Origin of the sequence: Micromonospora sp. WMMA1976 (assembly GCF_027497335.1) — a bacterium.
Taxonomy (GTDB): domain Bacteria; phylum Actinomycetota; class Actinomycetes; order Mycobacteriales; family Micromonosporaceae; genus Micromonospora; species Micromonospora aurantiaca.
Genome location: NZ_CP114912.1, coordinates 6,489,260 through 6,512,013, shown reverse-complemented (window position 1 = coordinate 6,512,013; position 22,754 = coordinate 6,489,260). Strand labels below are relative to the sequence as shown.

The 22,754-nt window shown below is 72.8% G+C and carries 21 protein-coding genes; 7 read left to right on the top strand and 14 right to left on the bottom strand.

The annotated features are described in order from the left end of the window. Positions 1-311: 311 nt before the first annotated feature. Entirely contained in the window at positions 312-2,861 is a 2,550-nt protein-coding gene (locus O7546_RS30210) for a hypothetical protein (protein ID WP_281600312.1), read from the top strand. Positions 2,862-3,144: 283 nt separating this feature from the next. Next, the gene (locus O7546_RS30205; RefSeq protein WP_194802141.1) at positions 3,145-3,663 is read left to right on the top strand and encodes a cupin domain-containing protein; all 519 of its coding nucleotides are present in this window, start codon (positions 3,145-3,147) and stop codon (positions 3,661-3,663) included. A gap of 72 nt (positions 3,664-3,735) precedes the next feature. Here the strand turns inward: O7546_RS30205 and O7546_RS30200 are convergent, their stop codons facing one another. Both O7546_RS30200 and O7546_RS30195 read right to left on the bottom strand, forming a co-directional pair. Beyond that, a complete protein-coding gene (locus O7546_RS30200) occupies positions 3,736-5,214 on the bottom strand; it encodes an endo-1,4-beta-xylanase (RefSeq protein WP_281600311.1) in 1,479 nt (492 codons plus the stop codon). A gap of 288 nt (positions 5,215-5,502) precedes the next feature. Then, entirely contained in the window at positions 5,503-5,934 is a 432-nt protein-coding gene (locus O7546_RS30195; RefSeq protein WP_194802143.1) for a helix-turn-helix domain-containing protein, read from the bottom strand. 113 nt (positions 5,935-6,047) lie between these two features. On the opposite strand from O7546_RS30195, the gene O7546_RS30190 reads away from it, so the two are divergent. Beyond that, a complete protein-coding gene (locus O7546_RS30190) occupies positions 6,048-6,962 on the top strand; it encodes an NADP-dependent oxidoreductase (protein WP_194802144.1) in 915 nt (304 codons plus the stop codon). Here O7546_RS30190 and O7546_RS30185 read toward each other — a convergent pair. The 8 genes from O7546_RS30185 to O7546_RS30150 form a co-directional block, all read right to left on the bottom strand. Further along, entirely contained in the window at positions 6,944-10,108 is a 3,165-nt protein-coding gene (locus O7546_RS30185) for a DUF87 domain-containing protein (RefSeq protein ID WP_194802145.1), read from the bottom strand. The two genes, O7546_RS30190 and O7546_RS30185, sit on opposite strands and share 19 nt — an antisense overlap. Beyond that, positions 10,108-10,749, bottom strand: coding sequence for a hypothetical protein (locus O7546_RS30180; protein WP_194802146.1), 642 nt, complete (start codon positions 10,747-10,749; stop codon positions 10,108-10,110). Before O7546_RS30180 ends, O7546_RS30185 begins: the two co-directional genes overlap by 1 nt. Then, entirely contained in the window at positions 10,736-11,728 is a 993-nt protein-coding gene (locus O7546_RS30175) for a DUF559 domain-containing protein (protein ID WP_281600310.1), read from the bottom strand. The genes O7546_RS30180 and O7546_RS30175 overlap by 14 nt, the downstream gene beginning before the upstream one ends. Before the next feature lie 111 nt (positions 11,729-11,839). Then, a complete protein-coding gene (locus tag O7546_RS30170; RefSeq protein WP_281600309.1) occupies positions 11,840-12,634 on the bottom strand; it encodes an ABC transporter permease in 795 nt (264 codons plus the stop codon). Beyond that, entirely contained in the window at positions 12,631-13,536 is a 906-nt protein-coding gene (locus O7546_RS30165) for an ATP-binding cassette domain-containing protein (protein WP_269697974.1), read from the bottom strand. The genes O7546_RS30170 and O7546_RS30165 overlap by 4 nt, the downstream gene beginning before the upstream one ends. Then, on the bottom strand, positions 13,533-13,904 hold the full coding sequence (locus O7546_RS30160; RefSeq protein WP_194802150.1) for a hypothetical protein: 372 nt from the start codon (positions 13,902-13,904) through the stop codon (positions 13,533-13,535). The genes O7546_RS30165 and O7546_RS30160 overlap by 4 nt, the downstream gene beginning before the upstream one ends. Beyond that, positions 13,904-14,500: a helix-turn-helix domain-containing protein gene (locus tag O7546_RS30155; RefSeq protein WP_269698187.1), complete on the bottom strand. Its 597-nt coding sequence runs from the start codon at positions 14,498-14,500 to the stop codon at positions 13,904-13,906. The genes O7546_RS30160 and O7546_RS30155 overlap by 1 nt, the downstream gene beginning before the upstream one ends. Positions 14,501-14,577: 77 nt before the next feature. After that, positions 14,578-15,039, bottom strand: a complete 462-nt coding sequence (locus O7546_RS30150; protein WP_194802151.1) for a MarR family transcriptional regulator — start codon at positions 15,037-15,039, stop codon at positions 14,578-14,580. Between the two features lie 93 nt (positions 15,040-15,132). Between O7546_RS30150 and O7546_RS30145 the strand changes: the two genes are divergently transcribed. Further along, positions 15,133-16,224 (top strand): epoxide hydrolase family protein, encoded by a 1,092-nt coding sequence (locus O7546_RS30145; protein WP_269697972.1) that lies wholly within the window; start codon positions 15,133-15,135, stop codon positions 16,222-16,224. Between the two features lie 9 nt (positions 16,225-16,233). On the opposite strand, the gene O7546_RS30140 is transcribed toward O7546_RS30145, so the two are convergent. Then, a complete protein-coding gene (locus O7546_RS30140; RefSeq protein ID WP_194802153.1) occupies positions 16,234-16,719 on the bottom strand; it encodes a carboxymuconolactone decarboxylase family protein in 486 nt (161 codons plus the stop codon). Positions 16,720-16,886: 167 nt separating this feature from the next. Here O7546_RS30140 and O7546_RS30135 point away from each other — a divergent pair, with 167 nt between their 5' ends. Beyond that, positions 16,887-17,768 carry an RNA polymerase sigma-70 factor gene (locus O7546_RS30135; protein ID WP_194802154.1) on the top strand — a complete coding sequence of 294 codons (882 nt, stop codon included), beginning with the start codon at positions 16,887-16,889 and terminating at the stop codon, positions 17,766-17,768. A gap of 26 nt (positions 17,769-17,794) precedes the next feature. Next, the gene (locus tag O7546_RS30130; RefSeq protein ID WP_194802155.1) at positions 17,795-18,088 is read left to right on the top strand and encodes a hypothetical protein; all 294 of its coding nucleotides are present in this window, start codon (positions 17,795-17,797) and stop codon (positions 18,086-18,088) included. An 8-nt stretch (positions 18,089-18,096) separates the two neighbouring features. Here the strand turns inward: O7546_RS30130 and O7546_RS30125 are convergent, their stop codons facing one another. After that, the gene (locus O7546_RS30125) at positions 18,097-18,870 is read right to left on the bottom strand and encodes an SAM-dependent methyltransferase (protein WP_269697969.1); all 774 of its coding nucleotides are present in this window, start codon (positions 18,868-18,870) and stop codon (positions 18,097-18,099) included. A gap of 116 nt (positions 18,871-18,986) precedes the next feature. Between O7546_RS30125 and O7546_RS30120 the strand changes: the two genes are divergently transcribed. Then, a complete protein-coding gene (locus tag O7546_RS30120; RefSeq protein WP_281600308.1) occupies positions 18,987-19,469 on the top strand; it encodes a hypothetical protein in 483 nt (160 codons plus the stop codon). Here O7546_RS30120 and O7546_RS30115 read toward each other — a convergent pair. Beyond that, positions 19,442-21,817 carry a glycoside hydrolase family 65 protein gene (locus tag O7546_RS30115; RefSeq protein WP_194802158.1) on the bottom strand — a complete coding sequence of 792 codons (2,376 nt, stop codon included), beginning with the start codon at positions 21,815-21,817 and terminating at the stop codon, positions 19,442-19,444. The genes O7546_RS30120 and O7546_RS30115 overlap by 28 nt on opposite strands. A 108-nt stretch (positions 21,818-21,925) precedes the next feature. Continuing rightward, positions 21,926-22,702, bottom strand: a complete 777-nt coding sequence (locus tag O7546_RS30110; RefSeq protein ID WP_281600307.1) for an A24 family peptidase — start codon at positions 22,700-22,702, stop codon at positions 21,926-21,928. Between the last annotated feature and the right edge of the window lie 52 nt (positions 22,703-22,754).

Sequence of the window (22,754 nt, the reverse complement as noted above, 5' to 3'; positions counted from 1 at the left end):
ATCTGACCCGATTGCGGGGGCCGGCGCGGCTGCCGACCCTGGTGCGGCTCGGCCAGAAGCTGAGCCAGGAGTACTGGCGGATCGGGCCGGGCCAGCCCACCTCACTCGGCAGGCTGTCCGCCTCGATCGATGCGTGGTGTGAGGCCTACCGCTTGGCATGTGCGGGCGACGATCCGGCACGCGGCCAGATCGCGACCCTGTACGGCTGGCTCCTAGCCACCCGCTACACCGCTCACGGGGGCGCTTCACAGGACCGGCAAGTCGCCATGTCCGTGCTCGCCGAAGCGACGAAGTCCGCCACTCTGCCGCCGGTGCAGGCCACGATGGTACCCCTGATCCTGGGCCAGCTGTTCCTCAGCCGGGCGGTCGAGGCGCTGGGCCCGGGCGCTCGCAGCGGGTTCCTCGGCGGTCCGCCGGCGAGTGGGAGCGCGGACATCAGCGAGGCCGCCCGGCTGTTCCGCGAGGTCTTGGCCCGTGAGTCGATCAACCCCGACATCGCCACCGCCGCCCGCACCATGCTCGACATCACGGAGATGATTCAGCCGCTGCTCAGCGGTGATCTGGCCCGCTTCGACCTCAGCAAGCTCAGTCATCTGGCGGCGGAGCTGAGCCACCTGCAACGCGGCATGGGTCCATACCTGTCGTTGCTGAACGCGGACCCGATGGACTACCCGGTCCTCGACATGCCGGGCCCCGCAACGGAGCAGCCGACGATCCCGCCGCGCCGGTCCGCCCCCACTACGCCGACCGGCTCATCCATCACGGCTTCGGCCCGCCGGGTCGCGCGGGAACAACTCGGGGCACTGGTTCCGGACCACGGGCTCGCCGTCTGGGAGCAGGTCCGCGTACTACTCACCACCGACCCCGGGGTGCCGGCCGCTGACCTGGACGCCCTCGTGGGAGCGGCGGCCAACGCGGTCGCCGCCGAGGAGGACGGCCCACCGGTGGAGCACGGCCTCGACCTGCTGCTGCTGGCCGCCGGGTTGTGCCTGCGACACCGACGCGACGGCAGCGGCTGGGGTGACGACGGCGACGAGGCCCCCGACGTCACGCTGTCCACCGCAGCCGACCACCTCGCCGCCGCGTCGGATCGTGTTCCACCTGGTCACCCCGCCGCGATAGTGCTTGTCGAGGCGATAGGCGGGCTTCTGGACGGCATCCGACCGCTGTCCGGGCCGATCACGGCAATCGCCGGCACCTTCTCCTCGTACGCGGAGCGGATCCCCTCCCCGCCGCCCGCGGTGACCGCGCTCGCCGAGTTGTGCCGGGCGGTGGTTGCGCTCCGCGACGACGTACCCGTCGACCTGGAAGCCTTCGCCGCCGCCGTGCCGACGGACCCCCGGCCACCGGCGCTTTCCGTCGCGGTCACGCATGCGCGGCTCGCCGCTGCGGTACGGGCCGGCGAGCCCATCGCCGCCGACCCCGCCCTCGGCGAACTGGCGGGACTGCTCGACGCACTGATCCGGGGCGATCGCGAAGCCCTCAGCGCCTCGGTCGACGCGTTCCCGGGGCGACAGCCGCCGCGGGTGGCCGCGATCCTCGGCGCGGTACGGCTGGAGCTGCACGATCTTGGGGCCGCGATCCCGCTGCTGTCCCGTGCCGCCCGCGCTCTCGACGACAGCGGTCTGCGTACGCGCACCTGGTGGCGGCTCGCCGAGGCGTACCGGCGTCGGGGCGCCGCCGGAGACACCGCGCTCAGTCGCGACGCGGGAGTGAACGCGCTCGGTGGCCCGGACCCGGACCGGTGCCGAGCGGCCCGATTCGCCGGCTGGATGCTCGCCGACGGACAGACCGAGGATGCGTTCGTGGCGTTGGAGGTCGCCGGCGCCGCTCCCGAACGACCGGGCGACCACCTCACCCGTGACGTGTTGGCAGTCGTCATCGGAGTAGAACCGCGGGTGGCGGGCGCCGCAGAACCACCGACACCGGCGATGGTCGCCGCTGCGCTCCGAGAACTCGACGTCGCAGCCCTGCTCTATCTGCATCCGACCGACGACGTGGGACGGACCGCTGGAGTGCTCTGCCTCCACGCCGGGACAGACCGGCTCGACCTGCTCGCCAACGTTCCCGTGGCCGATCCGCTGAACTCCGACGACCCCGGGCTGCCGGCGGTCCTGGGAAGGTGGACCAGCGGCAACCTGCTGATCGCCGCGACCGGCGGTCTCGACCGGCTGGCGCTGGCCGCGGTGCGCACCGGTGGTGGTCGCCGGTTGGCGCAGGACGTCGTGCTGTCGTACGTGACGTCCGGGGCCCAGGCGGTTCGGCTGGCCGCACGACCGGCGCCACCGGTGGATGCCGAGCCGCTCTTCGTCGTCAACCCACGCGGCGACCGTGACCCGTCGATGGCCGACGTCATGGTCGTACGGCGGCTGTTCTACCCACGGTCGGCCTGCCTGGGCAGATCGCTGGAGCCGATCGACGCGGCCGGGACACCGGGCGACCTGCTCAAGCGGCTACCCGGGGCATCGGTGGTGCACCTGGCCTGCGGAATGCGAGGCGACACGCTCGAGCTGGCCGGGGGCCGAACACTGGACATGGCGGACCTCCACGGCGGAGGCGGGCTGGCCGTGTTCATGGAGGGCACCGCACCGAGGCTGCTGGACGCCGGCTTCACCGGGGTCGTCGGCTGGCGATGGGAGGTGCCCGCCCCGATCGCGGCACTCGCCCTGTTCATGGTCCACCTGTACCTGGTCGACCGACGTCTGCGCCCCGCCGCAGCGGTGAACGCCACGCAACGCTGGATGCTCGACACCGATCGGGTACCGCCGCCGTTTCTGACCGGTGCACACATGTACACCGTCATGACGACCGACCTGACCCAGCCGGCCTTGTGGGCTGCCCTGATGTACCACGGTCGCTGACGGGAGCCCGGGATGTCCGAGAGGCTGAAGGAACTGTTGCTCACTGAACTGCGACGCGCGGTAGGCGTCCGGAGCGAGGGTAGTGACGACCCGAACCAGATCACTGCCGAGTTGATCGGCCGGCTGCGAAGGATCAAGGCGATGCAGAAGCAGTGCGAGTACCGACACGGAGGTGGCGGGGAGCGGTGATCGGTCCGCGGGCGGTGCCAGGTTTAGCGGCTTTCGGGATGGCTATGAGGGGGATCGATCCGCAGACCGACGATCGAGGAGAGCGAGAGAGCCGATGGCCAGCGGTGCGATCCCGTCCGACGATCCGACCCGTACCCTCGTCCACGCCCGTCCCGACGACCCCGCCCTCGCGCACCTCGCCATCGCGGGCGGCACCTACACGATCCTGGTCACCGGCGAGCAGACGGCCGGCCGGTACTGCCTGATCGACATGCGTGTTCCACCCGGTGGTGGGCCGCCTCCGCACCGGCACGACTTCGAGGAGATGTTCACGGTGCTCGACGGGGCGGTGGAGTTCACGTTCCGGGGTGAGCAGACCGTCGCGCGGGCCGGGGACACGATCAACATTCCGGCGAACGCGCCGCATTTCTTCCGCAATTCCTTCGACCAGCCCGCGCGGCTGCTCTGCATGTGCACCCCGGCCGGGCAGGACGAGTATTTCCTGCGGGTGGGCGACCGGGTGGACGGTCCCACCTCGCCGCCGCCGGCTCTCACCGACGAGGAGCAGGCCGAGCGCCGGGACCGGGCCGCCGCGCTGGCCGCCGACTACCGCACGGAGTTGCTGATCGGCTGACACCGGGCACAACGCAACGGCTCACCGCCGTGGCCGAGACCACGACGGTGAGCCGTTTTCCGTACGAGGAGGTCAGCTCGTCGCGACGAGCTGGAACCGCTGGTTGGCCTGGCCGTTGCAGGCGTAGAGCTGCACCTGCTGGCCGTTGCCGGTGCCCCAGACGTCGAGGCAGCGGCCGGACTGGACTCCGGTGATGGTGCCGTTGGAGTTGACGTTCCACTGCTGGTTCGCCTGTCCGTTGCAGCTGTAGATCTGGACTGCCGAGCCGTTGCCGGAGCCGGCGGCGTCCAGGCACATCGAGCCGTACACGGTCAGTTGCCGGCTGGAGGTGTAGGTCCACCGCTGGTTGGTCTGGCCGTGGCAGTCGTAGAGCTGCACCCGAGTGCCGTTGCTCTGCGAGGAGTTCGGTACGTCGATGCACCGGCCGGACTGGCTACCGACGATGCGGCTGGCGCCGGTGGTCGGCGGCGGCGTGGTCGGTCCGGCGGTCGGGGTCGTCGTCGGGGTCGCGGTCGCCGTCGTGGTCGGCGTGGGGTTGGGCGACGCGGAGTTGAGGACGTTGAGGACCGAGTTGTACGCGGCCTTCTTGTTGCCGCCGCCGTCGAACAGCAGCGGGCTCTCGTTGGAGCGCCACGAGTCGCTGTCACGCACGCCCCAGACGGTGATGCCGATGCAGCGCGGCACGTTGATGCACGCCTGCGTCAGACCCGCGTACTGACTGGTGGACGAGTTGGTGACGTCGACCTCGGTCAGCGCCACGTCCACACCCAGCGCGGCGAAGTTCTGCAGCGTGGTCTGGAAGTTGCTCGGCAGCGAACTGCCGCCGGTGAAGTGGGTCTGCAGACCCACGCAGTCGATCGGCACACCACGGGACTTGAAGTCCCGAATCATGTTGTAGACACCCTGCGTCTTGCCGTACGACCAGTTCTCGATGTTGTAGTCGTTGTAGCAGAGCTTCGTCGACGGGTCGGCCGCCCGCGCGGTACGGAACGCCACCTCGATCCAGTCGTTACCGGTGCCCTGCAGGTTCGAGCTACGGCGGCTACCGTCCTCATTGAACGCCTCGTTCACCACGTCCCACGCCGCCAGCTTGCCCCGGTAGTGGGCCATCACCCCGTTGATGTGGTCGATCATCGCCTGCCGCAGGTTGCTGCCGTTCAGGCTCTGCATCCAGCCCGGCTGCTGCGCGTGCCAGGCCAGCGTGTGGCCACGGACCTTCAGCCCGCGCTGGGTCGCCCAGTTGTAGATCTGGTCACCGGAGGAGAAGTTGAACTGGCCCCGGTTGGGCTGGAGCGCCTCCGGCTTCATCTCGTTCTCGGCGGTGATCATGTTGAACTCACGCGCCGCGATGGTGCTGTACGTGGAGTCGTTCAGCCGGTTCGCCGCGATGGCGGTGCCGAAGTAGCGGCCCGACTGCGCGGCGGCGGCACCGAGCGTGCTCTCCGCTGCCTGGGCCAGACTGGGCACCACGAGCGCAGCACCGGCCAGGGCCAGCGCGCTGCTGACGGCGGCCAGCACCACGCGGTGGCTGCGCCTCGGTAGATGTTTCATGACACTCCTCTGCATATCGGACGATGATGCGCTGGCGATGCCCGGCTGGACGCGGGTGGGAGCCGGCGGTGCGCCCACCCCCGCGTCACTGCCCTGAAACTTTTCGAAGATGTACCGGTAACTTCCCTGGGAAGATATCCGCGACGGCACGATCGGTCAATGTCGATGTCGAATCGAACATGGACTCAACCGGCTGATCAGCGCGGGAGTCCATACATGACCATGAGAGCGAAGCGCGACGAGAAGCGCGACGCGGTCCGAAAGTTTCGGAGAATCCGGCGTAGCCGGTCAGTGCTGGGCGGCCGCGTCGTACCGCTCGCGGTTGGCGTGTACCTCGTCCATGTGCGCCTCGGCCCACAGCTTCATGCCGTACATCAGCCGGTGCAGCGACTGGCCGAGGTCGGTCAGCTCGTACGTGACGGTCACCGGCACGCTCGGCGTCACGGTGCGGATGACCAGGCCGTCGCGTTCCAGTGAGCGCAACGTCTGGGTGAGCATCTTCTGGCTGACCCCGGCCAGGCGGCGGGACAACTCGGAGTAGCGCATGACCTGCGGCTCCGCGTTGCGGTCGGGACCGTCGCGGCCGAGCGCGGCCAGGATCAGCGCCACCCACTTGTCGGAGATCCGGTCCAGGAGCTGTCGGCTCGGGCAGCCGGCGAGGAACGCGTCGTACGCCTCCCGCGCCTGCGCCCGCTTCTCCGCCGCCGTCTGCGTCGGCATCGTCCGCCTCCTACCCGGGGGTACCCAACGCACTCCGAAGTGCGTACTTCCCGATGGAGAGTTACCCCTCCATCGTGGAGCAGGGCATCCCTCACGAACAAGGAGACACCATCATGGGTACGCGTACCTTCCGCACTGCCGTCGTCCGCACCCCGGGCGGACCCGACGCCATCGAGATCATCGACGTCCCGGAGCGCGAGCCGGGGCCCGGCGAGGTCCGGGTGGACGTCGCGGCGGCTCCGGTCAACCCGGCCGACCTCGGCGTCGTCGGCGGCTTCTTCCACTCGCTGGGGCTCATCAAGCAGCCGCACCACACCGGCCTGGGCTGGGACTTCGCCGGTGTCGTCGCCGCCGCCGGGCCGGGCGTCGACCTCGCCGTGGGCACCCGGGTCGCCGGGCTCGTCGGCGGGTTCGACCGCGACTTCGGCACGTACGCCGAGCAGCTCGTCGTACCTGTGGCCGACCTGGCGGTCGTACCCGATGATCTGGATCTGGTGGCGGCGGCGACGGTGCCGCTCAACGGCCTGACCGCGGCGCAGATCGTCGACCTGCTCGGCGACCCGCCCGCCGGCGGCCGGCTGCTGGTCACCGGCGCGGCCGGCGCGGTGGGCGGCTACGTCGTGCCGCTCGCCCGGGACCGGGGGTGGCGGGTGACCGGCCTGGCGCGGGCCGAGGACGAGGAGTTCGTGCGCGGGCTCGGCGCCGACTTCACCACCGCCGCCGAGCCGGGCTGGGACGCGGTCGCCGACGCCGCGGTGCTCCAGGACCGCGGGCTCGCGCTGGTCGGTGACGGCGGCGTGTTCGTCGGGGTACGGCCGAACGCCCACCCGGCGGCCGAGCGCGGCGTCACGGTACGCGCGGTCGAGGTGCACGCCGACGGGGTACGCCTGGCCGACCTGCTCGCCCGCACCGCCGCCGGTGAGCTGCCCGCGCGGGTGCACGCGGTGGTGCCGCTGGACCGGGTGGCGGACGCCCACCGGGAGGCGGCCAAGGGCGGAGTACGCGGACGCTACGTGCTGCGCCCCTGACCGCCGCGCGCCCGGTCCAGCACCTCCTCGACGGTGAGCGGGCTGCGCGGATGGTGGGTGAGCGACAGCGGGGTGCGGATCTTGCGGGGCGCGGCGCCCTCGGCGGCGAGGTAGAACTCACCGACCGTGAGGCGGGAGATGTCCGGCACGTCGCCGCCCTTCGCGCGGGCCATCTCCCGGGCCGCCTCGATCTGGATCGGGCTGTTCATCAGGCCGTAGAGCTGGGTCGCCGCATTGCCGGGGATGCGGTTGTGCAGCCCCTTCGGCGCCTGGGTGGCGAAGATCAGACCGAGGCCGTACTTGCGGGCCTGGGCGGCCAGCGCCAGTGTGCTCTGGGTGCACGCGGTCATCGCGCCGGACGGGGCGAACGTCTGCGCCTCGTCCATGATGAGCAGCCCGAGCAGCGGCCGGTCCCCGGCCGGGTTCTTCTTGATCCAGGCGAACAGGGCCATCTGGAGCTGGTTGACGAAACTCTGCCGTACGTCGTCGGACGGCAGGCCCACCAGGCTGACCACGGAGACACGGGCCCGCTTGCCGGGTGCCGGTGTGAGGAGCACGCCGGGATCCATCGGCGTGCCCTCGCCGCCGAACAGCGGGTCGTTCACCATGGCGGCGGTGAGGGTCTGCGCCAGGCTGAGGCCGATCTTGTCGGCGTCGTCCAGGTCGATGATCCCGTCCGGCAGGTCGGCGAGCGTGTCGACGAGGCCCTGCAACCGGGAGCCGCCGCGCCGGCCGTAGTGCTCGACGGCCTTGCGCAGCACGGCCAGCCCGAGGTGCGCCCGGGTGGCCCGGCCGGTCACCAGGGCGCGCGGCGCGAGCGACGCGACTGCAGCCTCGACCGCCTCGGCGAACTCGTCCGGGTCGTCGCGTACGCCGGTGAAGTCGGGCAGCGGCTGGAAGCTCAGCGGGCGGCCCGAGTTGCGGCGCGGCGTCCAGACGACGACGTCGGTGTGCGCGAGGTAGTCCCGGGCCCGGTCCGCGTCATCCGGCCGCCACTGCGCGGGCGGCTCGGGCCATCCCTCGCCGAGGCGGGCGAGGTCGTTGTTCGGGTCGAGCACGATGGCCGAGACGCCCGCCAGCGCGCACTCCTCGACGATGCGGCGGATGAGGACGGTCTTGCCGGAGCCGGACCCGGCGAAGATCGTGGTGTGCTTGCGCAACGCCTCCAGCGCCAGCGGCACGGGCGTCCCGTCGTCGTACCCGTGCCCGACGACGAACGAGGGATCGGCCGGGCCGGTGGCAGCGGCGGCGGCCGGCGACGGCTCGGCGGGCTCCGGCGGCGGTCCGGCGTCGGTGGTCCAGCGGTCCACGTCGGCCAGGGCGTGCTGGAGGAACTTCAGCTCCCGGGTCGGCCGGCGCTCGGCCAGCCAGCCCTGCAGGTCCATGGTGGCCTCGGCGAGCATGACCCGCAGCGCGGAGAGGACTCGCAGGTCCTCCTCGTCGACGCCGAGCGTCTGGCCACCCGCCGCGGTGAACGCCCCCACCGCCTTGCTGGTGGCCGCGCTGGTCGACCAGGCGCGGTTGCGCAGCAGGAACAGCTTCCGTCGCCCCGATCCGGTGTCGAGGGCGGCGGCCACTGACGCCTTGCGGAGACGGGCGAGCGCGGCGTTGCCGTGGTGGTCGTCCCCGATCGCCCGGAAACACCAGTGCACCTGGTCCTCGGTGCGCTCGTCGAGCGTGAGCCGCAGCCGGGCGTGCAGCGGCGGGTCGGTGCTCGGCGGCGGGTCGACGCTGAACGCCTCGCCCGCGTCGCCCCGCTCCAGGATCCAGGCGGTGAGCCCGGCGGCGAGCAGTGGCGGCATGGCCGCGTCCTCGGATGCGCGGCGCAGCGGGCCGGTGACGTCGGCGGCCTCCCGCAGCTCGGCGAACCGGGCGTCGTAGCGGTCCATCTCCTCGCCGGTGGCGGCCACCGGGGCGGGCCGGGGAGCCCGGGGTTCCGCGATGGGCGGCTCGCCGAGGCTCGTCATCTCCCGCACCTGGTCGTCGGCGAGGCATTCCCGGATGTGCTTGTCGATCTCGATGAGCAGCTGTCGCGGGGTGAACGCACCGGCCTCGGCAAAGGCGCGCGGGGACACCGGCCACGACGGGTACGGCGGGACGAACCCCGCCTCCTGGTAGCGGAGGGTGAACCGCTTCTCGATGATCGCCCGGGCCACGTCGGCGTCGTCGATGCGGCGCAGCGGCGGCGTCTCCCGGAACCGGTCCGCGACGGTGTCGGCGGCGGTGGACTTGATGACGGTCCACGAGTTCGGAATGCAGGCCAGGACGGTGAGCGTGCGCCGGGTCGTCTGCCGTAACGCCATCAGGCCGTCCGCCATCCGGGCCAGCATCAGCGCCTGCTCCGGGCTCATCGCAGCCGCACCGGCCAGGGCGGGATCGCTCTGGATCGCCAGCTGGGCGATGAGCGTATCGATCTGGTCGATCGCCACCACCGACGGGCCGGTGAGGGCAAGCAGCCAGGACAGGTCCTGAACGATCTGCTGGGCCGGGCGCGGAATGCGGCGCATGCCCCAGGCCGCGCGTTCCCCGGCGGCCACCTCCTCGCCGGAGAGGAAGTAGTTCTCCGCGATGTCGCGGTGGGAGATGTCCTCGGACGCGCTGAGCGCCAGCGCACGCGCCGTCTCCTGGCAGGTGCGGGCCGCGTGCCTGTCGAAGTCTCCGAGCCCGTCCAGGAAGGCGTCGAGCGCCGCCTTTGTCAGTTCGGTGTCGCCCATGACGGCCCGGCGCGCCGTCCGGGGTGCCCCGACCAGGGCGGACAGTCGCCGCAGCAGCAGTTTGAGCTGCGTCTCGCGGCTGCCGGGCACCGGCCGGGACAGGCCGTCGAGCATCGCGGCGAGCACGCCGTCCCAGAAGCCGCCGGCGTCGAGCAGACCGACCAGGAAGAAGTAGCCGCCGCGCTCCTGCACCTGCTGGCGGATCACACCCAGCAGGTGGGTCTTGCCGGAGCCGCGCTGACCCTGGACGACCAGGCCGAGCGGGCTGCCGTGCGGGTTCGCCGCGGCCTCGTCCACCCCGGCGAGGACGTCCCGGACGACTGGTACGTGCAAGCCGTCGACGTGGAAGGGCAACGGCCGCCACACGTCGTCGGGCACCGGCGCCCAGTCGAACCGCAGGGCGGCCAACGCGTTCCGTTCCGCCTCGTTCATCACACGCCGATCGCCAGCAGGTGGTTCTCCTGCCCGCCGAGGCGGAGCGCGGCAGCGGTGTCCGCCTCGGTGAGCGTCTTCTGGTTCGACTCCGGCGCGATGGTGACGCCCTCGGACCGGCTGAGCTGCCGCAGCGCCTCGTCCAGGTCGTCGCGGGGCACGTCGGCGAAGAACGGTCGCAGGCGCCGCAGGCTCACCCAGGCGCCGGGCTCGTCGGCGAGCGCCCGGTACGCGGCGACGACACGCGCCTCCAGCGACCCGGCCGGCGCGGCGGCGGGCGCGCGCACGTCGGTGAGCGCGAAGAGTTCGGCGAGCGTCGCACAGCCGCTGCGTGCCAGGACACGATCGCGCAGGTGCGCCTGCACCGCGGTGAGCGCGGCGCCGAGCGCGCTCGCTCCCCGCAGCGTGAAGTCGAGGTCGCTCTGCATCCGCACCCAGCCCTTGTCGTCCAGTTGCAGAGCGTACGTCGAGCCGCTCTTGCGGCTGGCGACGTAGTGCAGGCGGGTGAGCTTGTCGCGCTGCGGCTTGCGTACGTCCAGTCCGTAACGGTCACGGAGTTCGGTGTTCAGCACCTCCCGCGCCTCGGCCATGAGCACGACGAGGATCGCGCTCTCGGATGCGGTCAGGTCATCGCCGGCCATGATGCCGTCCTTCCGCCAGGTCTCGGCGACGTGCCCGCAGATAGGTGCCGATCTGCGTGACCACGGTGCCGACGTCGTGGATTACTCGGGCGTTGGTGAAGCGCAGGACGGCGTAGCCGTCCAGTTGCAGCTGGACGTCACGTTGCCGGTCGGCCTCGAAACGGACCGGGCGGCAGTGCTCCGGGCCGTCGATCTCCACCACGCACCGCTCGTCCGGCCACACTAGATCCAGGCGTACCGGCGCGGAAAGACGGTGCGACTGGTAGTTCTGGTTCCATCTCCGCCCGGCCGCCCAGCTCTGCGCGGCCAGCGCCGCCTCCAGGCGCTTCTCGGCGTCGCTGCCCGGATGCGGCCGGCCTGCCACCGGTGCCTGGCCGACGGGCGCGGCCGGCGGTGCGACGCGGAAAGCCGGAAGCCCGTCCAGCCCGGCCGCACCGGCTCCGGCCAGCCAGACCGCCGGGCCACCGTGCTGCACGAGCCACGCGGCCCCGGCCGCCGTCACCGCGCCGTCGCCGTGGACCGGCTCGGCGAGCAGCACCACCTTCCGTCTGCCGAATGCGTCGGCGACGAGACGCGCCAGTGAGGCGGCCCGGGCGCGCAGCGGGAGCGTCGTGGCGCCGGACCGTCGCCCGGTCACCGCGAAGACGGCCAGGTCGGACAGGAACGAACCGGGGTAGCGGTCACGGCGCGAGCGCGCGGCGGCCGCGGCCCGCACGGCGGCGAGTCCGGAGGTGTCCGGGCGGACGTCGTGCGCGGCCTCGGGCAGCCAGGCCGGCAGCAGCTCGACGGCGACCCGTTCGAGCCGGTCCAGCACGGCGTGCACGAAGTCCGCGGGCATGGTGGACGCCGAGACCGGGCGGTGCACGACGGCGGCCAGCTCCGCGTGGCCGCGGGCGATCGTCATGGCGACCGCGTCGGCGTCCGCGCCGGGCAGGGCGACGACGCGGTCGGTCGGCAGATCGGCGAGGACCGGGTCCATGCAGCGTCGACCCTCCCCCACCGTCGACCCCGGACGTCGGATGACCAGAGTACGAATCGTCTTCGGCCGGCGCCAGCCCTGATACGCCGGACGGCGACGAAGCGGCGACGCTCAGGTGATGTCGCGGCGCATCGGGACGGCAACGGCGAGCGCGGCGGCGGCGAGCGCGTACCCGGTCAACAGCAACGCGCCGGCCGCCGGTGGCAGGAGCGCGACGGCGTCGCTGCCGAGCTGCGCGGACATCGCGTCGGCGACGTAGGTGAAGTCGGTGAGCGCGGCGGTGGCGCCGCCGGGCAGGAGCGGGTAGAGCGCGTTGACGCCGGGGATCATCATCAGTACGGGCTCGGCCAGGTACAGGTAGCCGACCACGACGCACACGGCAACGACCTGGTTGCGGAGCAGCGCACCCACGCCGGTGCCGACGAGCAGGTACACAGCCATCGCGACACCGATGCGGGCGAGCAGCGCCAGCACCGTGGGAGCGGGCAGGCCCAGCGACACACCACGCGCGGCGGCGACCGCGAACAGGGCCACCGCGGCGGAGCCGGCCAGGGCGATCCCGTAGCCGAGGCCGACGATCGCGTGGGTGGCGAGTTTGGCGGCGAGCACCCGCCCTCGGCGCGGCGCGAACATGAACGTGACGGCGGCGGTGCCGTGCCGGTATTCGGACGTGGCCGCGAGGGCGCCGGCGGCGGCCGGCACGAAGGCGGTGAAGCCGAGGATGCCGAGGATCGACCGCAGGCCCTCCTCGGTGTGCAGTCCGGGCATCGGCGGGTCGAAGTTCTCCGGTCCGACGAGCGCCATCAGCCCGACCAGGCCGCCGCCGAGCGCGACGGCGGTGAGCAGCAGCCCGCCCCACATCCGGGTCGCCAGCACCCGGCGTAGTTCCGCTCTGAGCAGGTTCATCGGGCCTCCGCCGGGTCGGTGGTCAGGTCGAGGAAGAGCTGTTCGAGGCTTGTGGTCTCGGTGACCAGCTCGTGGATCCGCAGCCGGTGGTCCGCGGCCAGGTCGGCGACGCGCGGCGCGTCCAGTCCGCGTACCCGCAGCCGGCCGGGCCCGGCCGGTTCGACGGACCCGGCGGCGGCCGTCAGCGCGGTGGCCAGGGCCTCCGCGTCCGGCGAGGTGACGAGCACCGTCGGCGGGCCGGTGAGCCGGGACCACGGCCCGGCGGCGACGAGTTCACCGCGCCGGATCACCACCACGTCGTCGACCACCTGCTGGACCTCGTGCAGGACGTGGCTGGAGACCAGCACGGTGCGGCCCTCGTCGGCGAGCCGGCGCAGCAGTCCGCGCAGCCACGACATGCCTTCCGGGTCCAGGCCGTTCGACGGCTCGTCGAGCAGCAGGACGCGGGGGTCGCCGAGCAGCGCCGTGGCGAGGCTGAGCCGCTGCCGCATGCCGGTGGAGAACCCTCGGGTACGACGGTCGGCGGCCTGGGCGAGGCCGAGCAGGTCCAGCAGTTCCGCGACCCGGCTGTCCGGGCAGCCGGCCATCGCGGCGTAGACACCCAGGTGGTCACGGGCGGTGTGGCCGGGGTGGAACGCGTTGCCGTCGAACACCGCGCCGACGGTCCGTGACGGCTGGGCCAGCCGGCCGTACGGCTGCCCGCCGATCGTGGCGGCGCCGCTGGTGGGCGTCACCAGTCCGGTCAGCATGCGCATCGTGGTGGTCTTGCCGGCGCCGTTCGGGCCGAGGAAGCCGGTGACCGCACCGGGCCGCACGGTGAACGTCAGGTCGCTTACGGCGGTGACGTCGCCGTAGCGCTTGGTCAGGCCCGACGCCTCGATCGCCAGCCGGTCACCGGTCATGGCCGGCTCCCCGTCGCACGCCCGATGGTCTCGGCCAGGTGCGATGCGGCCGGGTCGGAGACGACGACCTCGTCGAACTCCCCGCCGGCCGCCGCGCGGTCCAGCACCAGGTGCAGACCGGGCTGACCGCGCCGGGCCGCCACGAGCTGCCGGGGACCGCCGAAGATGCCCCAGACGCCGACCTTGGCGAAGCCGGACACCGTGTACCCGCGCCGGGCGCCACGGGCCAGCCGGATCGGCTCGTCCACCGGGGCGGCGTACCGCACGGCGGACAGGCGCAGCGTGAACCGCTCCCGCCCGACCCACATCCGTTCCCATCCGGTGAACCGGATGTCGATCACGTCGCGGTCAAGCGTTACCGAGGCCATCAGTCGTCGCCCTTCGTCGTGTCGGAGTCGTGCGCTGACGTGTGCGTGTCGCCGGGGGCCACCGGACGCTCGGCGGGCATCAGGACGGTCGCCAGCAGCCGGGGGATCCGTCCGTCGCCGGGGCCCCTGGCGAGCAACGGGCCGACCAGCGCGTTGAGCCCGGCTGCGAACTCGTGCAGCTCGGCGTCGGTCAGGTGCAGGACGAGCTGCTGGTATCCGACGCCGTCGGCGACGAAGTCGACGGACTCCCGGGCGAGGTAGCGGGAGAACTCCGACAGCAGACTCGACACGAACGCGGTGAAGTAGCGCGCGTGGTCCTCCGGCGTCGCCGTCGCCAGGGCCGCCGGGTCCAGCGCCGCGCCGTGCGCGGGCAGCGCGTACACCCGCTCGACGGCGCCGCGGACCTTGCGTTCCTGCACCACGTCGAGCATCCCGGTCTTCACGAGCGTCGCCAGGTGCCGGTAGAGGGTGGCCTGCGGGACGTCAGGCAGCAGCTCGACCAGGTCGTGCGTGGTCACCCGGGCACCGGCGACCGCGCGCAGGATGCGGATCCGCACCGGGTGCAGCGCGATCTCCGCCCACCGCTCCATCGACATCGTCACGCCGCAGACGTTATCACTATCGAGAACGATAATGATAGGCGGTGAATGAGGACGGTGCCGGAGGGCAGCCGTCAGGCGGACGGGCGGGGGTGGTGGGCCAGCACCCGCGCGAGCAGCCGGGTCAGGTCCGCACGCTCGTCCGGCGACAGCGGCGCGAGCAGCTCGTCCTGAACGGCGGCGAGTCGCTTCTCCAGCCGCCGCAACTGCCGCCGCCCGGCCGTGGTGATGGTGACGACGTTGCGCCGCCGGTCGGCGGGATCCGGGCTGCGGGTGACGAACTCCCGCTCGGCGAGTTCGTTGAGTGCGGCCACCACGTCGCTGACGTGGATGCCGCTGCGCCGTCCGAGCGCCGCCTGGCTGGCCGGCCCGAACTCGTCGAGCGTGGCGAGCAGTCGGAAGTGGTAACCCCGCGCGTCGACAGCGGCGAGGCCGTCAGCGACCAGCCGGCCGGCACGTACAGCGGTCTGGGTGATCAGCCAGCTCGGCAGGCCGGCCAGGCGGGTCGGTACGAGGTCCGGCTCCGGGTTCTCCACGCGCCCAGCCTAACCGTAAAACGTTGGCGTCCCCAACGATCTGCGTTATCGTTTGTCGCACCAACGTTAGTGGCACCAACGATTGGAGCTACCGTGATCGAACCGTTCCGCGTCCACGTCCCCCAGGCCGACCTCGACGACCTGGCCGACCGACTGGACCGCACCCGCTGGCCCGACGAGCTACCGGACGCCGGGTGGGACTACGGCATCCCGCTGACCCGGGTACGCGAGCTGGCCGAACACTGGCGCACCGCGTACGACTGGCGGGAGGCCGAGGCCGAGCTGAACCGGTACCCGCAGTTCACCACCACAATCGACGGGCAGAACATCCACTTCCTGCACGTACGCTCCGCCGACCCGGACGCGTTGCCGCTGATCCTCACCCACGGCTGGCCCGGCTCGGTCGTGGAGTTCCTCGACGTGCTCGGCCCGCTGTCCGAACAGTTCCACCTGGTCGTACCGTCGATCCCGGGATTCGGGTTCTCCGGCCCGACCCGGGAACGCGGCTGGGACGTCGACCGCGTCGCCCGCGCATGGGCCGAGCTGATGCGCCGGCTCGGCTACCGGCGGTACGGCGCACAGGGTGGCGACTGGGGCTCGGTCATCTCCACCCGGCTCGGCGGCATCGACCCGGAGCACGTCGTCGGCGTACACCTGAACTACCTGCCCACGCCCCCGCCACCGGGCTGGACCGGGGAGGCCGCGCTGTCCGGCGAGGACCGCGACCGGCTCGCCCGGATCATGCGGCTCAAGACGCAGCGCCACCCCCACCAGGTGCTCTACGCCAGCCGGCCGCAGACCGTGTCGTACGCACTCAACGACTCACCCGTCGGGCAGCTCGCCTGGATCGCGGAGAAGTTCACCGAGTGGACCGACCCGGGATCGGCCGTCAGCGTGGACCGCGTCCTCACCGACGTCTCGGTCCACTGGTTCACCGGCACCGCCGCGTCGTCGGCGCGGCTGGTGCGGGAGAGCGCGTTCGCTGGCCCGCCCGCACCCTGCCCGCCCCCGCTCGGGGTCGCCGTGTTCGCGCACGACATCACCCGGTCCGTCCGGCCGATCGCCGAACTGACGTACACGATCCGGCAGTGGAGCGAGTTCGACCGGGGTGGTCACTTCGCCGCGCTGGAGGTGCCGGAGCTGTTCGCCGACGACGTCCGGTCGTTCTTCTGGAACCTGCGCTGACGGCCGCGCTCAGCTCATCGCCGCCGCGAACATGCCCGGCTCGTACGAGCCGCCGCGCTGGTGCACGAGCACCGCGAACCGGTTCGCCGCGTTGATCAGCCCGAGCAGACACACCAGCGCAGCGATCTGGTCGTCGTCGTAGTGCTTACGCACCTGCTCCCACGTCTCGTCGGACACGCCCTGGTGGGCGTCGGCCAGCCGGGTGCCCTCCTCGGCGAACGCCAGCGCCGCGCACTCGGCCTCGGTGAACACCGTCGACTCACGCCAGGCGGCGACCAGGTTCAGCCGGACCGCGCTCTCGCCGCCCGCCACCGCCTCCTTGGTGTGCATGTCGATGCACCAGCCGCAGCCGTTGATCTGGCTGGCCCGCAACGACACCAGCTCCTGGACGGTGCGGGGCAGCGACGACTGGTGGATCACCAGGCCCGCGCCGGCGAAGCGCTTCATGAACGTCGCCGAGACCGGGTTCTCGAACAGGTTGAATCGGGTCTGCATGGTGGCGCCCTCTCTGCTGGGGTGAGTGTCTGACGACCACGAGATGCCGGGGACGCGTCCGGCGTGACGGCGACGCCGGGTGAGGACCGCCACAGCGACCCGATGTCACACGGCGGCGGCGGGCGGCGTCTGGTGGGGAACGCAACCGAGCGGCGAAGGAGTCAGTCATGGCGGACCCGGCCACCGAGGACTTCCTCGCGCACCGGAACCTGCTCTTCACCGTCGCGTACGAGATGCTCGGCTCGGCCGCCGACGCGGAGGACGTGGTGCAGGAGACCTGGCTGCGGTGGGCCGGCGTCGACCTCGACGAGATCCGGGACCGGCGCGCCTACCTGGTCCGGATCGCCACCCGGCAGGCGCTGTCCCGGCTGCGTACGCTGGGCCGGCGCAAGGAGTCGTACGTCGGCTCGTGGCTGCCCGAACCGCTGCTCACCGCACCCGACGTCGCAGACGACGTGACGCTTGCCGAGAGCGTGTCGATGGCGATGCTGCTGGTGCTGGAGACGCTCACACCGACCGAGCGGGCCGTGTTCGTACTGCGGGAGGTGTTCGACGTCGGCTACGACGAGATCGCCGAGACGGTCGAGCGCACCCCGGTCGCGGTGCGGCAGATCGCGCACCGGGCGCGGGCCCACGTCGCGGCACGCCGCCCCCGGCGTACCGTCCCGGCGGCCGAGGCCCGCGACGCGCTCGACGCGTTCCGGCGGGCGGTCGAGACCGGCGACCTGGACGGGCTGCTCCGCGTCCTTGCCGCGGACGCGGTGCTGGTGGGCGACGGTGGCGGGATCAAGCAGGCGATCGCCCGGCCGGTCACCGGCGGCGACAAGGTGGCCCGCCTGCTCGCGGGCGGCTGGCGCCGGGTCGCGGCCGTGGCGTCGATGGAACCGGTGCAGGTGAACGGCTACCCGGCGCTGCTGGTACGCCTCGACGGCGAGCTGGACACCGTCGTCGCGGTACGCCTCGACGACGGCCTGATCAGCGGCCTCTACGCGGTGCGCAACCCGGAGAAGCTGTCCCACATGACCCGCGAAACGACGCTGCGCCGCTGAGCAGGCGATCGTGCGACGATCGGGCGATGAGCAGCGCCGCCTTCCCCGACGTCAGCGCCCTCGCCATCAACGTCACAGTGCCGGAGGAGTTGCGCTGGACCGACACCCGGCGCGGCGAGGAGTTCACGCTGACCACGCTCAACATCAGGCTGCTGCCGGACGGGCGGCTCGCCGCGAAGGCGTACGGCCGGCCCACGGCTGGGGGACGCGGCGCGTACGTGTCGTTCCGGGTGCCGGACCGGCCGGAGCTGGCCGCGCTCGTGGCGGCGGCGGCAGACCGGGCCGCCGCGCTCTGGGCCGCGCACGGCGGCCTGGACTGACTCCCGCCTCAGCGGCGCACGCCCACCCCGCCGTAGCCGTGCGACACCGCGGCCTGCGGCTCCCCGTCGGGCCGCCAGTCCGCCACCTTGACCAGGCCCGGATCGACCAGCTCGTAGCCGTCGAGGAACCGGGCCACCTCGTCGCGCGTGCGGGGCACCAGCGGGGAACTGCTGCGGCGGTAGATCGCGGTGCCCTGCTCGGTGGGCAACGTCGGCAGGCCGTCCAGGGTGAGGTGGGACAGCGCGAGCACGCTGCCCGGGACCGTCGCGTCGCGCAGCGTCGCCACCGCCGCGTACGGGGCGTCGGCGTCCGGCACGAAGTGCAGCACCGCGAGCAGCAGCACCGCGACCGGCTCGCTCAGGTCGATGGTGGCCCGCAACGTCGGGTCGGCCAGCAGCTCGGCGGGACGCCGCAGGTCACCCTGGAGCACGACGGTGCGGCCGTCGGTGGGCAGCAACCGCCGGGCGTACGCGACGGCGACCTCGTCGTGGTCGACGTAGACCACCCGGGCGTCGGGGCGGATCGCGCGGACCACCTCGTGCACGTTGCCCTGGGTCGGCAGGCCGGCGCCGATGTCGAGGAACTGGCGGACGCCCTGCTCGGCCGCCCAGCGCACGACCCGGCGCAGGAACGCGCGGTTGCTCTGCGCGGCGACGCCGGTGTCCGGGAAGATCTTCAGGACCTCCTCGGCGGCAGCGCGGTCGGCGGCGAAGTTGTGGCAGCCGCCCAGGTAGTAGTCGTACATCCGGGCGACATTGGGTCGGTTCTCAGCCTCCGTCACGCCTCGATGTCTAGCACTCTGCGCGACACACCGCTGACCCGTCGTGTCGACGATCCGGCCGATCCCGGCCGCCACCTGGTACGACGGTGGGACACGCCGGCGCGAGGAGGTACCCGATGACAGGTGAACGGGAGACAGTGGAGGTCGAGCCGGCGGTGTTCCGCGCCGTCTACGACTCGCCCGCGTCACTACCAGGGCAGCACCGGTGGACCACCCCGGAGGCGGACGTGCGGCGGCTGGAGAAGCTGCTGAACATGCCCGCGCGCACGATCGGCGCACCGCTGTGGGTCAGCGGCGACGAACCGGACTGCCCGAAGTGCGGGCGGCGGGTCACCTGGTACGACATCGTCGCGTCCGCGCTGCACGGCGTACACGACCACACGATGATCGCGCGAGTGATCCTCGGCGACCGCAAGTACGTGAACACCGAGGTGCCGGACGCGATCCCCGGTGTCCACTGTGCCGACTGCCGCACCCCGATCACCGGGCTGCGCAGCTTCAAGTGCCACAACTGGGCGTACGCGTTCGAGGCGCTGGAGGAAGTAGTCGCCCGGATGTCCGGCCTGCCGGCTCAGTCGTCGCCGCCGGCCGCCTCCTGAGCGCGCCGTTCCGGACGGCGGCCGGGCGGGGCCTGCGGCTCGGGGCCGGGATCGGGCACCGGCGGCATCGGCCGGGTGACCGGCCCGTCGCCGGTGACGCGGAACTGTTCGCCGTGGTGCCACAGCTCCACCGCGTCGCCCGGCCCGGCGTCCGGCAGCTCGTAGCGGGCCTCCTGCGGCGTGAGCGTGACCCGCAGCCGGTGCCCGTGCCGGCGCAGGTGGAACGCCAGCCGGGTGATCGGCCGGGGTAGCCGAGGTTCGAACGCGAGCACGCCCCGGTCGTCGCGCAGCCCGCCGAAGCCCTGCGCCACCACCAGCCAGGCGCCGGCCAGGGACGCCAGGTGCAGCCCGTCGGCGGTCTTGTCGCCCAGGTCGGCGAGGTCCTGGAACGCCGTCTCGGCGAACAGGTCGTACGCCAGGTCGAGGTGCCCGACCTCGGCGGCGAGGATCGCCTGCGCGGACGCCGACAGCGACGAGTCCCGGACGGTCCGCGCCTCGTAGTAGGCGACGTTGCGCGTCTTCTCCTCGGCGGTGAACTCCCCCGGGCAGCGCAGCATGGCCAGCACCAGGTCGGCCTGCTTGACCACCTGCTTGCGGTACAGCTCCTGGTAGGGGAAGTGCAGCAGCAGCGGGTAGTCGTCCTCGCCGGTGCCGGCGAAGTCCCACTCCGGCTGCGCGGTGAATCCGGCCGACTGCTCGTGCACGCCGCGCTTGCCGTCGTACGGGACGAACATGGCGTCGGCGGCGGCCCGCCAGCCGGCCACCTCGGCGGCGTCGACGCCCAGCCGCGCGGCCACGTCCGGGCAGCCCTCGGCGGCGTCGGCGGCGCCGCGCAGGTTGCGCCGGGCCATCAGGTTGGTGAAGACGTTGTCGTCGACCAGCGCGGAGTACTCGTCCGGGCCGGTGACGCCGGTGAGGTGGAACGCGCCGCCGTCGTCGAAGTGGCCGTAGCCGTGCCACAGCCGGGCGGTCTCGATCAGCACCTCGGCGCCGCACTCGGCGAGGAACGCGGTGTCGCCGGTGGCCGCCACGTACCGCAGCACCGCGTCGGCGATGTCGGCGTTGACGTGCAGGCCCGCGCTGCCGGCCGGCCAGTAGCCGGAGCACTCCCGGCCGCTGAGCGTCCGCCACGGGTAGGTGGCACCGGTCAGGCGCAGCTCCGCCGCCCGGTCGCGGGCCTCGGGCAGGTGGGCGTGCCGCCAGCGCAGCGCCGAGCGGGCCAGTTCCGGCGCCAGGTACGTCAGCACCGGCAGCACGTAGCCCTCGGTGTCCCAGAGCACGTGGCCGTCGTAGCCGTTTCCGGTCAGCCCCTTCGCCGGGATGGTCCGGTCGCCGTCGGCGCGGCCGGACTGAAGCAGGTGGAACACCGAGAACCGGACCGCGAGTTGCAGCTCCGGGTCGCCGTCCAGCTCGACGTCGGCGGTGGCCCACGCCGCGTCGAGCGCGGCGCGCTGCTCGGCGAGCAGGACGTCGAACCCGTCGTCCCGGGCCGTGTCCGCCTCCGCGACGACCAGGCCGGCCAGCTCACCGGCCGGGGTGCCGTCGACGTCCGCGCACTCGTACGCGGCGAACCGGGTGACCCGGATCCGCTCGCCCTGGCGTACCGGACCGGACAGCGCCAGCCGGAACCGGTCGGCGGTCAGCTCGGTGTCGGTGGCGATCTCGTCGGACGCCTCGACCCGGTGCGCGACGGCGACGGCGACCCGCTGGCCGCTGCGCCCGGTCCGGTGCACGAGCACACCGTCGAGGCCGTCGTCGCGGCGGATCTCGCCGGTGAGCGGGTCGTGGATCACCGAGGCGGCCCGGGGGTCGTCGGCGCGTTCCGGCACCCGCTGGTTGGCGAGCAGGTCGGCGCCGACCCGCAGCCGGACCGGCTCGTCCAGCGGCTCAACAGACCAGTCGACGGCGGCGACCGGACGGCGGATCAGCGAGACCAGGCGGGTGCTGCGGATCCGCACACCCCGGCCACCCGGCGAGACCCACTCGGTCTCCCGGCGGAGCACCCCGGCGCGCAGGTCCAGCTCCTGGTGGTGCCGCCGGATCGTGCCGGTGCCCAGGTCCAGCGGCTCGTCGTCCACCCAGAGCCGGATCAGGGCGGCGTTCGGCGCGCTGATCACGGTGTCGCTGCGTTCCGGGAACCCGTACCCGCTCTCCGGGTAGGTCAGGTCGTGCTGCTCGTGGAACCCGTTGAGGTAGCTGCCGGGCATGCCGCAGGGCTCGCCCTCGTCGAGCGTCCCGCGCCAGCCCACCCAGCCGTTGGCGAGCGCGAAGACGGACTCGGTCTCGCCCAGCCGGTCCAGGTCCGCGCTCGTGCGCCGGATCCGCCAACCGTCGTCGCCGTGCGGCACGTGCCCTCCCGAGTCCGAAGCCTGGACCGCCACCGAACCAGACCCGGCTGGGAGGTGGCTGGGACTCCGATACCCGTGGCGAACCCGCCCGCACCTGCGGGTGGCCGATCACACCGTGACGAGCACCAGCGTGGCGGCGGTGCCGAGCACCAGGAACGGGCCGAACGGCAGGTACCCGGACCAGCGGACCCGCCGGGCGGCGAGCAGCGCCACCCCGGCCGACCCGGCGAGGAGCAGCGCGAGCACCAGCCCGGCCACCAGCACCGGCCAGCCGTACCAGCCGAGCAGCGCGCCCGCGCCGAGCGCCAGCTTGGCGTCGCCGAGACCGAAGCCGCGCCGCCCGAACAGCAGCGTGGTCGCGGCGAAGCCGCCGCCGAGCGCCAGGGCGGCCAGGACGGCGCGTACCAGCGGGTCGACGCCAGGGCCGGTCAGCGCGGCCACCCCGAGCAGCGCCCACACGCCGGCGGCGGCCGGCCAGGTGAGCCGGTCGGGCAGGCGGTGCGCCATCGCGTCCACGATCGTCATCGGCACCGCCCAGACCAGCCACCACGCCAGCGCCAGCCGGGCGGCGGGCGCGCCGCCGGTGAGCACCGGGACGGCCACCGCGAGCAGCAACGCCACCTCCACCACCGCGGGTGCCGCGCCGACCCGGGCCCGGCAGGCCGGGCACCGGGCCGCGGGGCCGAGCGCCGGCAGCGGCCGGTCCAGCCCGATCGACGCGCCGCAGCCGTCGCACGCCGTCCGGTCCGGACACCCCGGCGGTACGGCGTAGCGCGCCACCGCCAGCCGGAGCAGGGGTACGACAGTCAGGGCGGCGGCCAGCCGGGCGCTCGGACGGCGGGCATCGGCCACCGGTCCGGTGCGCCGCACCCGTTCAGCCGTCATGCCGGATCCCCCGTCCGGTCGCCGTGCGTTCCGTCGTGGGACACGCAGAGTG

Excerpts from the sequence above, each read along its gene's own strand:
- O7546_RS30195 (WP_194802143.1), bottom strand. The coding sequence starts at position 5,934 with ATGCCGACGCAGACGGCGGCGGAGAAGCGGGCGCAGGCGCGGGAGGCG.
- O7546_RS30185 (WP_194802145.1), bottom strand. The coding sequence starts at position 10,108 with ATGAACGAGGCGGAACGGAACGCGTTGGCCGCCCTGCGGTTCGACTGG.
- O7546_RS30110 (WP_281600307.1), bottom strand. The coding sequence starts at position 22,702 with ATGACGGCTGAACGGGTGCGGCGCACCGGACCGGTGGCCGATGCCCGC.
- O7546_RS30170 (WP_281600309.1), bottom strand. The coding sequence starts at position 12,634 with ATGAACCTGCTCAGAGCGGAACTACGCCGGGTGCTGGCGACCCGGATG.
- O7546_RS30175 (WP_281600310.1), bottom strand. The coding sequence starts at position 11,728 with ATGGACCCGGTCCTCGCCGATCTGCCGACCGACCGCGTCGTCGCCCTG.
- O7546_RS30120 (WP_281600308.1), top strand. The coding sequence starts at position 18,987 with ATGACAGGTGAACGGGAGACAGTGGAGGTCGAGCCGGCGGTGTTCCGC.
- O7546_RS30135 (WP_194802154.1), top strand. The coding sequence starts at position 16,887 with ATGGCGGACCCGGCCACCGAGGACTTCCTCGCGCACCGGAACCTGCTC.
- O7546_RS30205 (WP_194802141.1), top strand. The coding sequence starts at position 3,145 with ATGGCCAGCGGTGCGATCCCGTCCGACGATCCGACCCGTACCCTCGTC.
- O7546_RS30165 (WP_269697974.1), bottom strand. The coding sequence starts at position 13,536 with ATGACCGGTGACCGGCTGGCGATCGAGGCGTCGGGCCTGACCAAGCGC.
- O7546_RS30130 (WP_194802155.1), top strand. The coding sequence starts at position 17,795 with ATGAGCAGCGCCGCCTTCCCCGACGTCAGCGCCCTCGCCATCAACGTC.
- O7546_RS30155 (WP_269698187.1), bottom strand. The coding sequence starts at position 14,500 with ATGTCGATGGAGCGGTGGGCGGAGATCGCGCTGCACCCGGTGCGGATC.
- O7546_RS30190 (WP_194802144.1), top strand. The coding sequence starts at position 6,048 with ATGGGTACGCGTACCTTCCGCACTGCCGTCGTCCGCACCCCGGGCGGA.
- O7546_RS30160 (WP_194802150.1), bottom strand. The coding sequence starts at position 13,904 with ATGGCCTCGGTAACGCTTGACCGCGACGTGATCGACATCCGGTTCACC.
- O7546_RS30140 (WP_194802153.1), bottom strand. The coding sequence starts at position 16,719 with ATGCAGACCCGATTCAACCTGTTCGAGAACCCGGTCTCGGCGACGTTC.
- O7546_RS30180 (WP_194802146.1), bottom strand. The coding sequence starts at position 10,749 with ATGGCCGGCGATGACCTGACCGCATCCGAGAGCGCGATCCTCGTCGTG.
- O7546_RS30200 (WP_281600311.1), bottom strand. The coding sequence starts at position 5,214 with ATGAAACATCTACCGAGGCGCAGCCACCGCGTGGTGCTGGCCGCCGTC.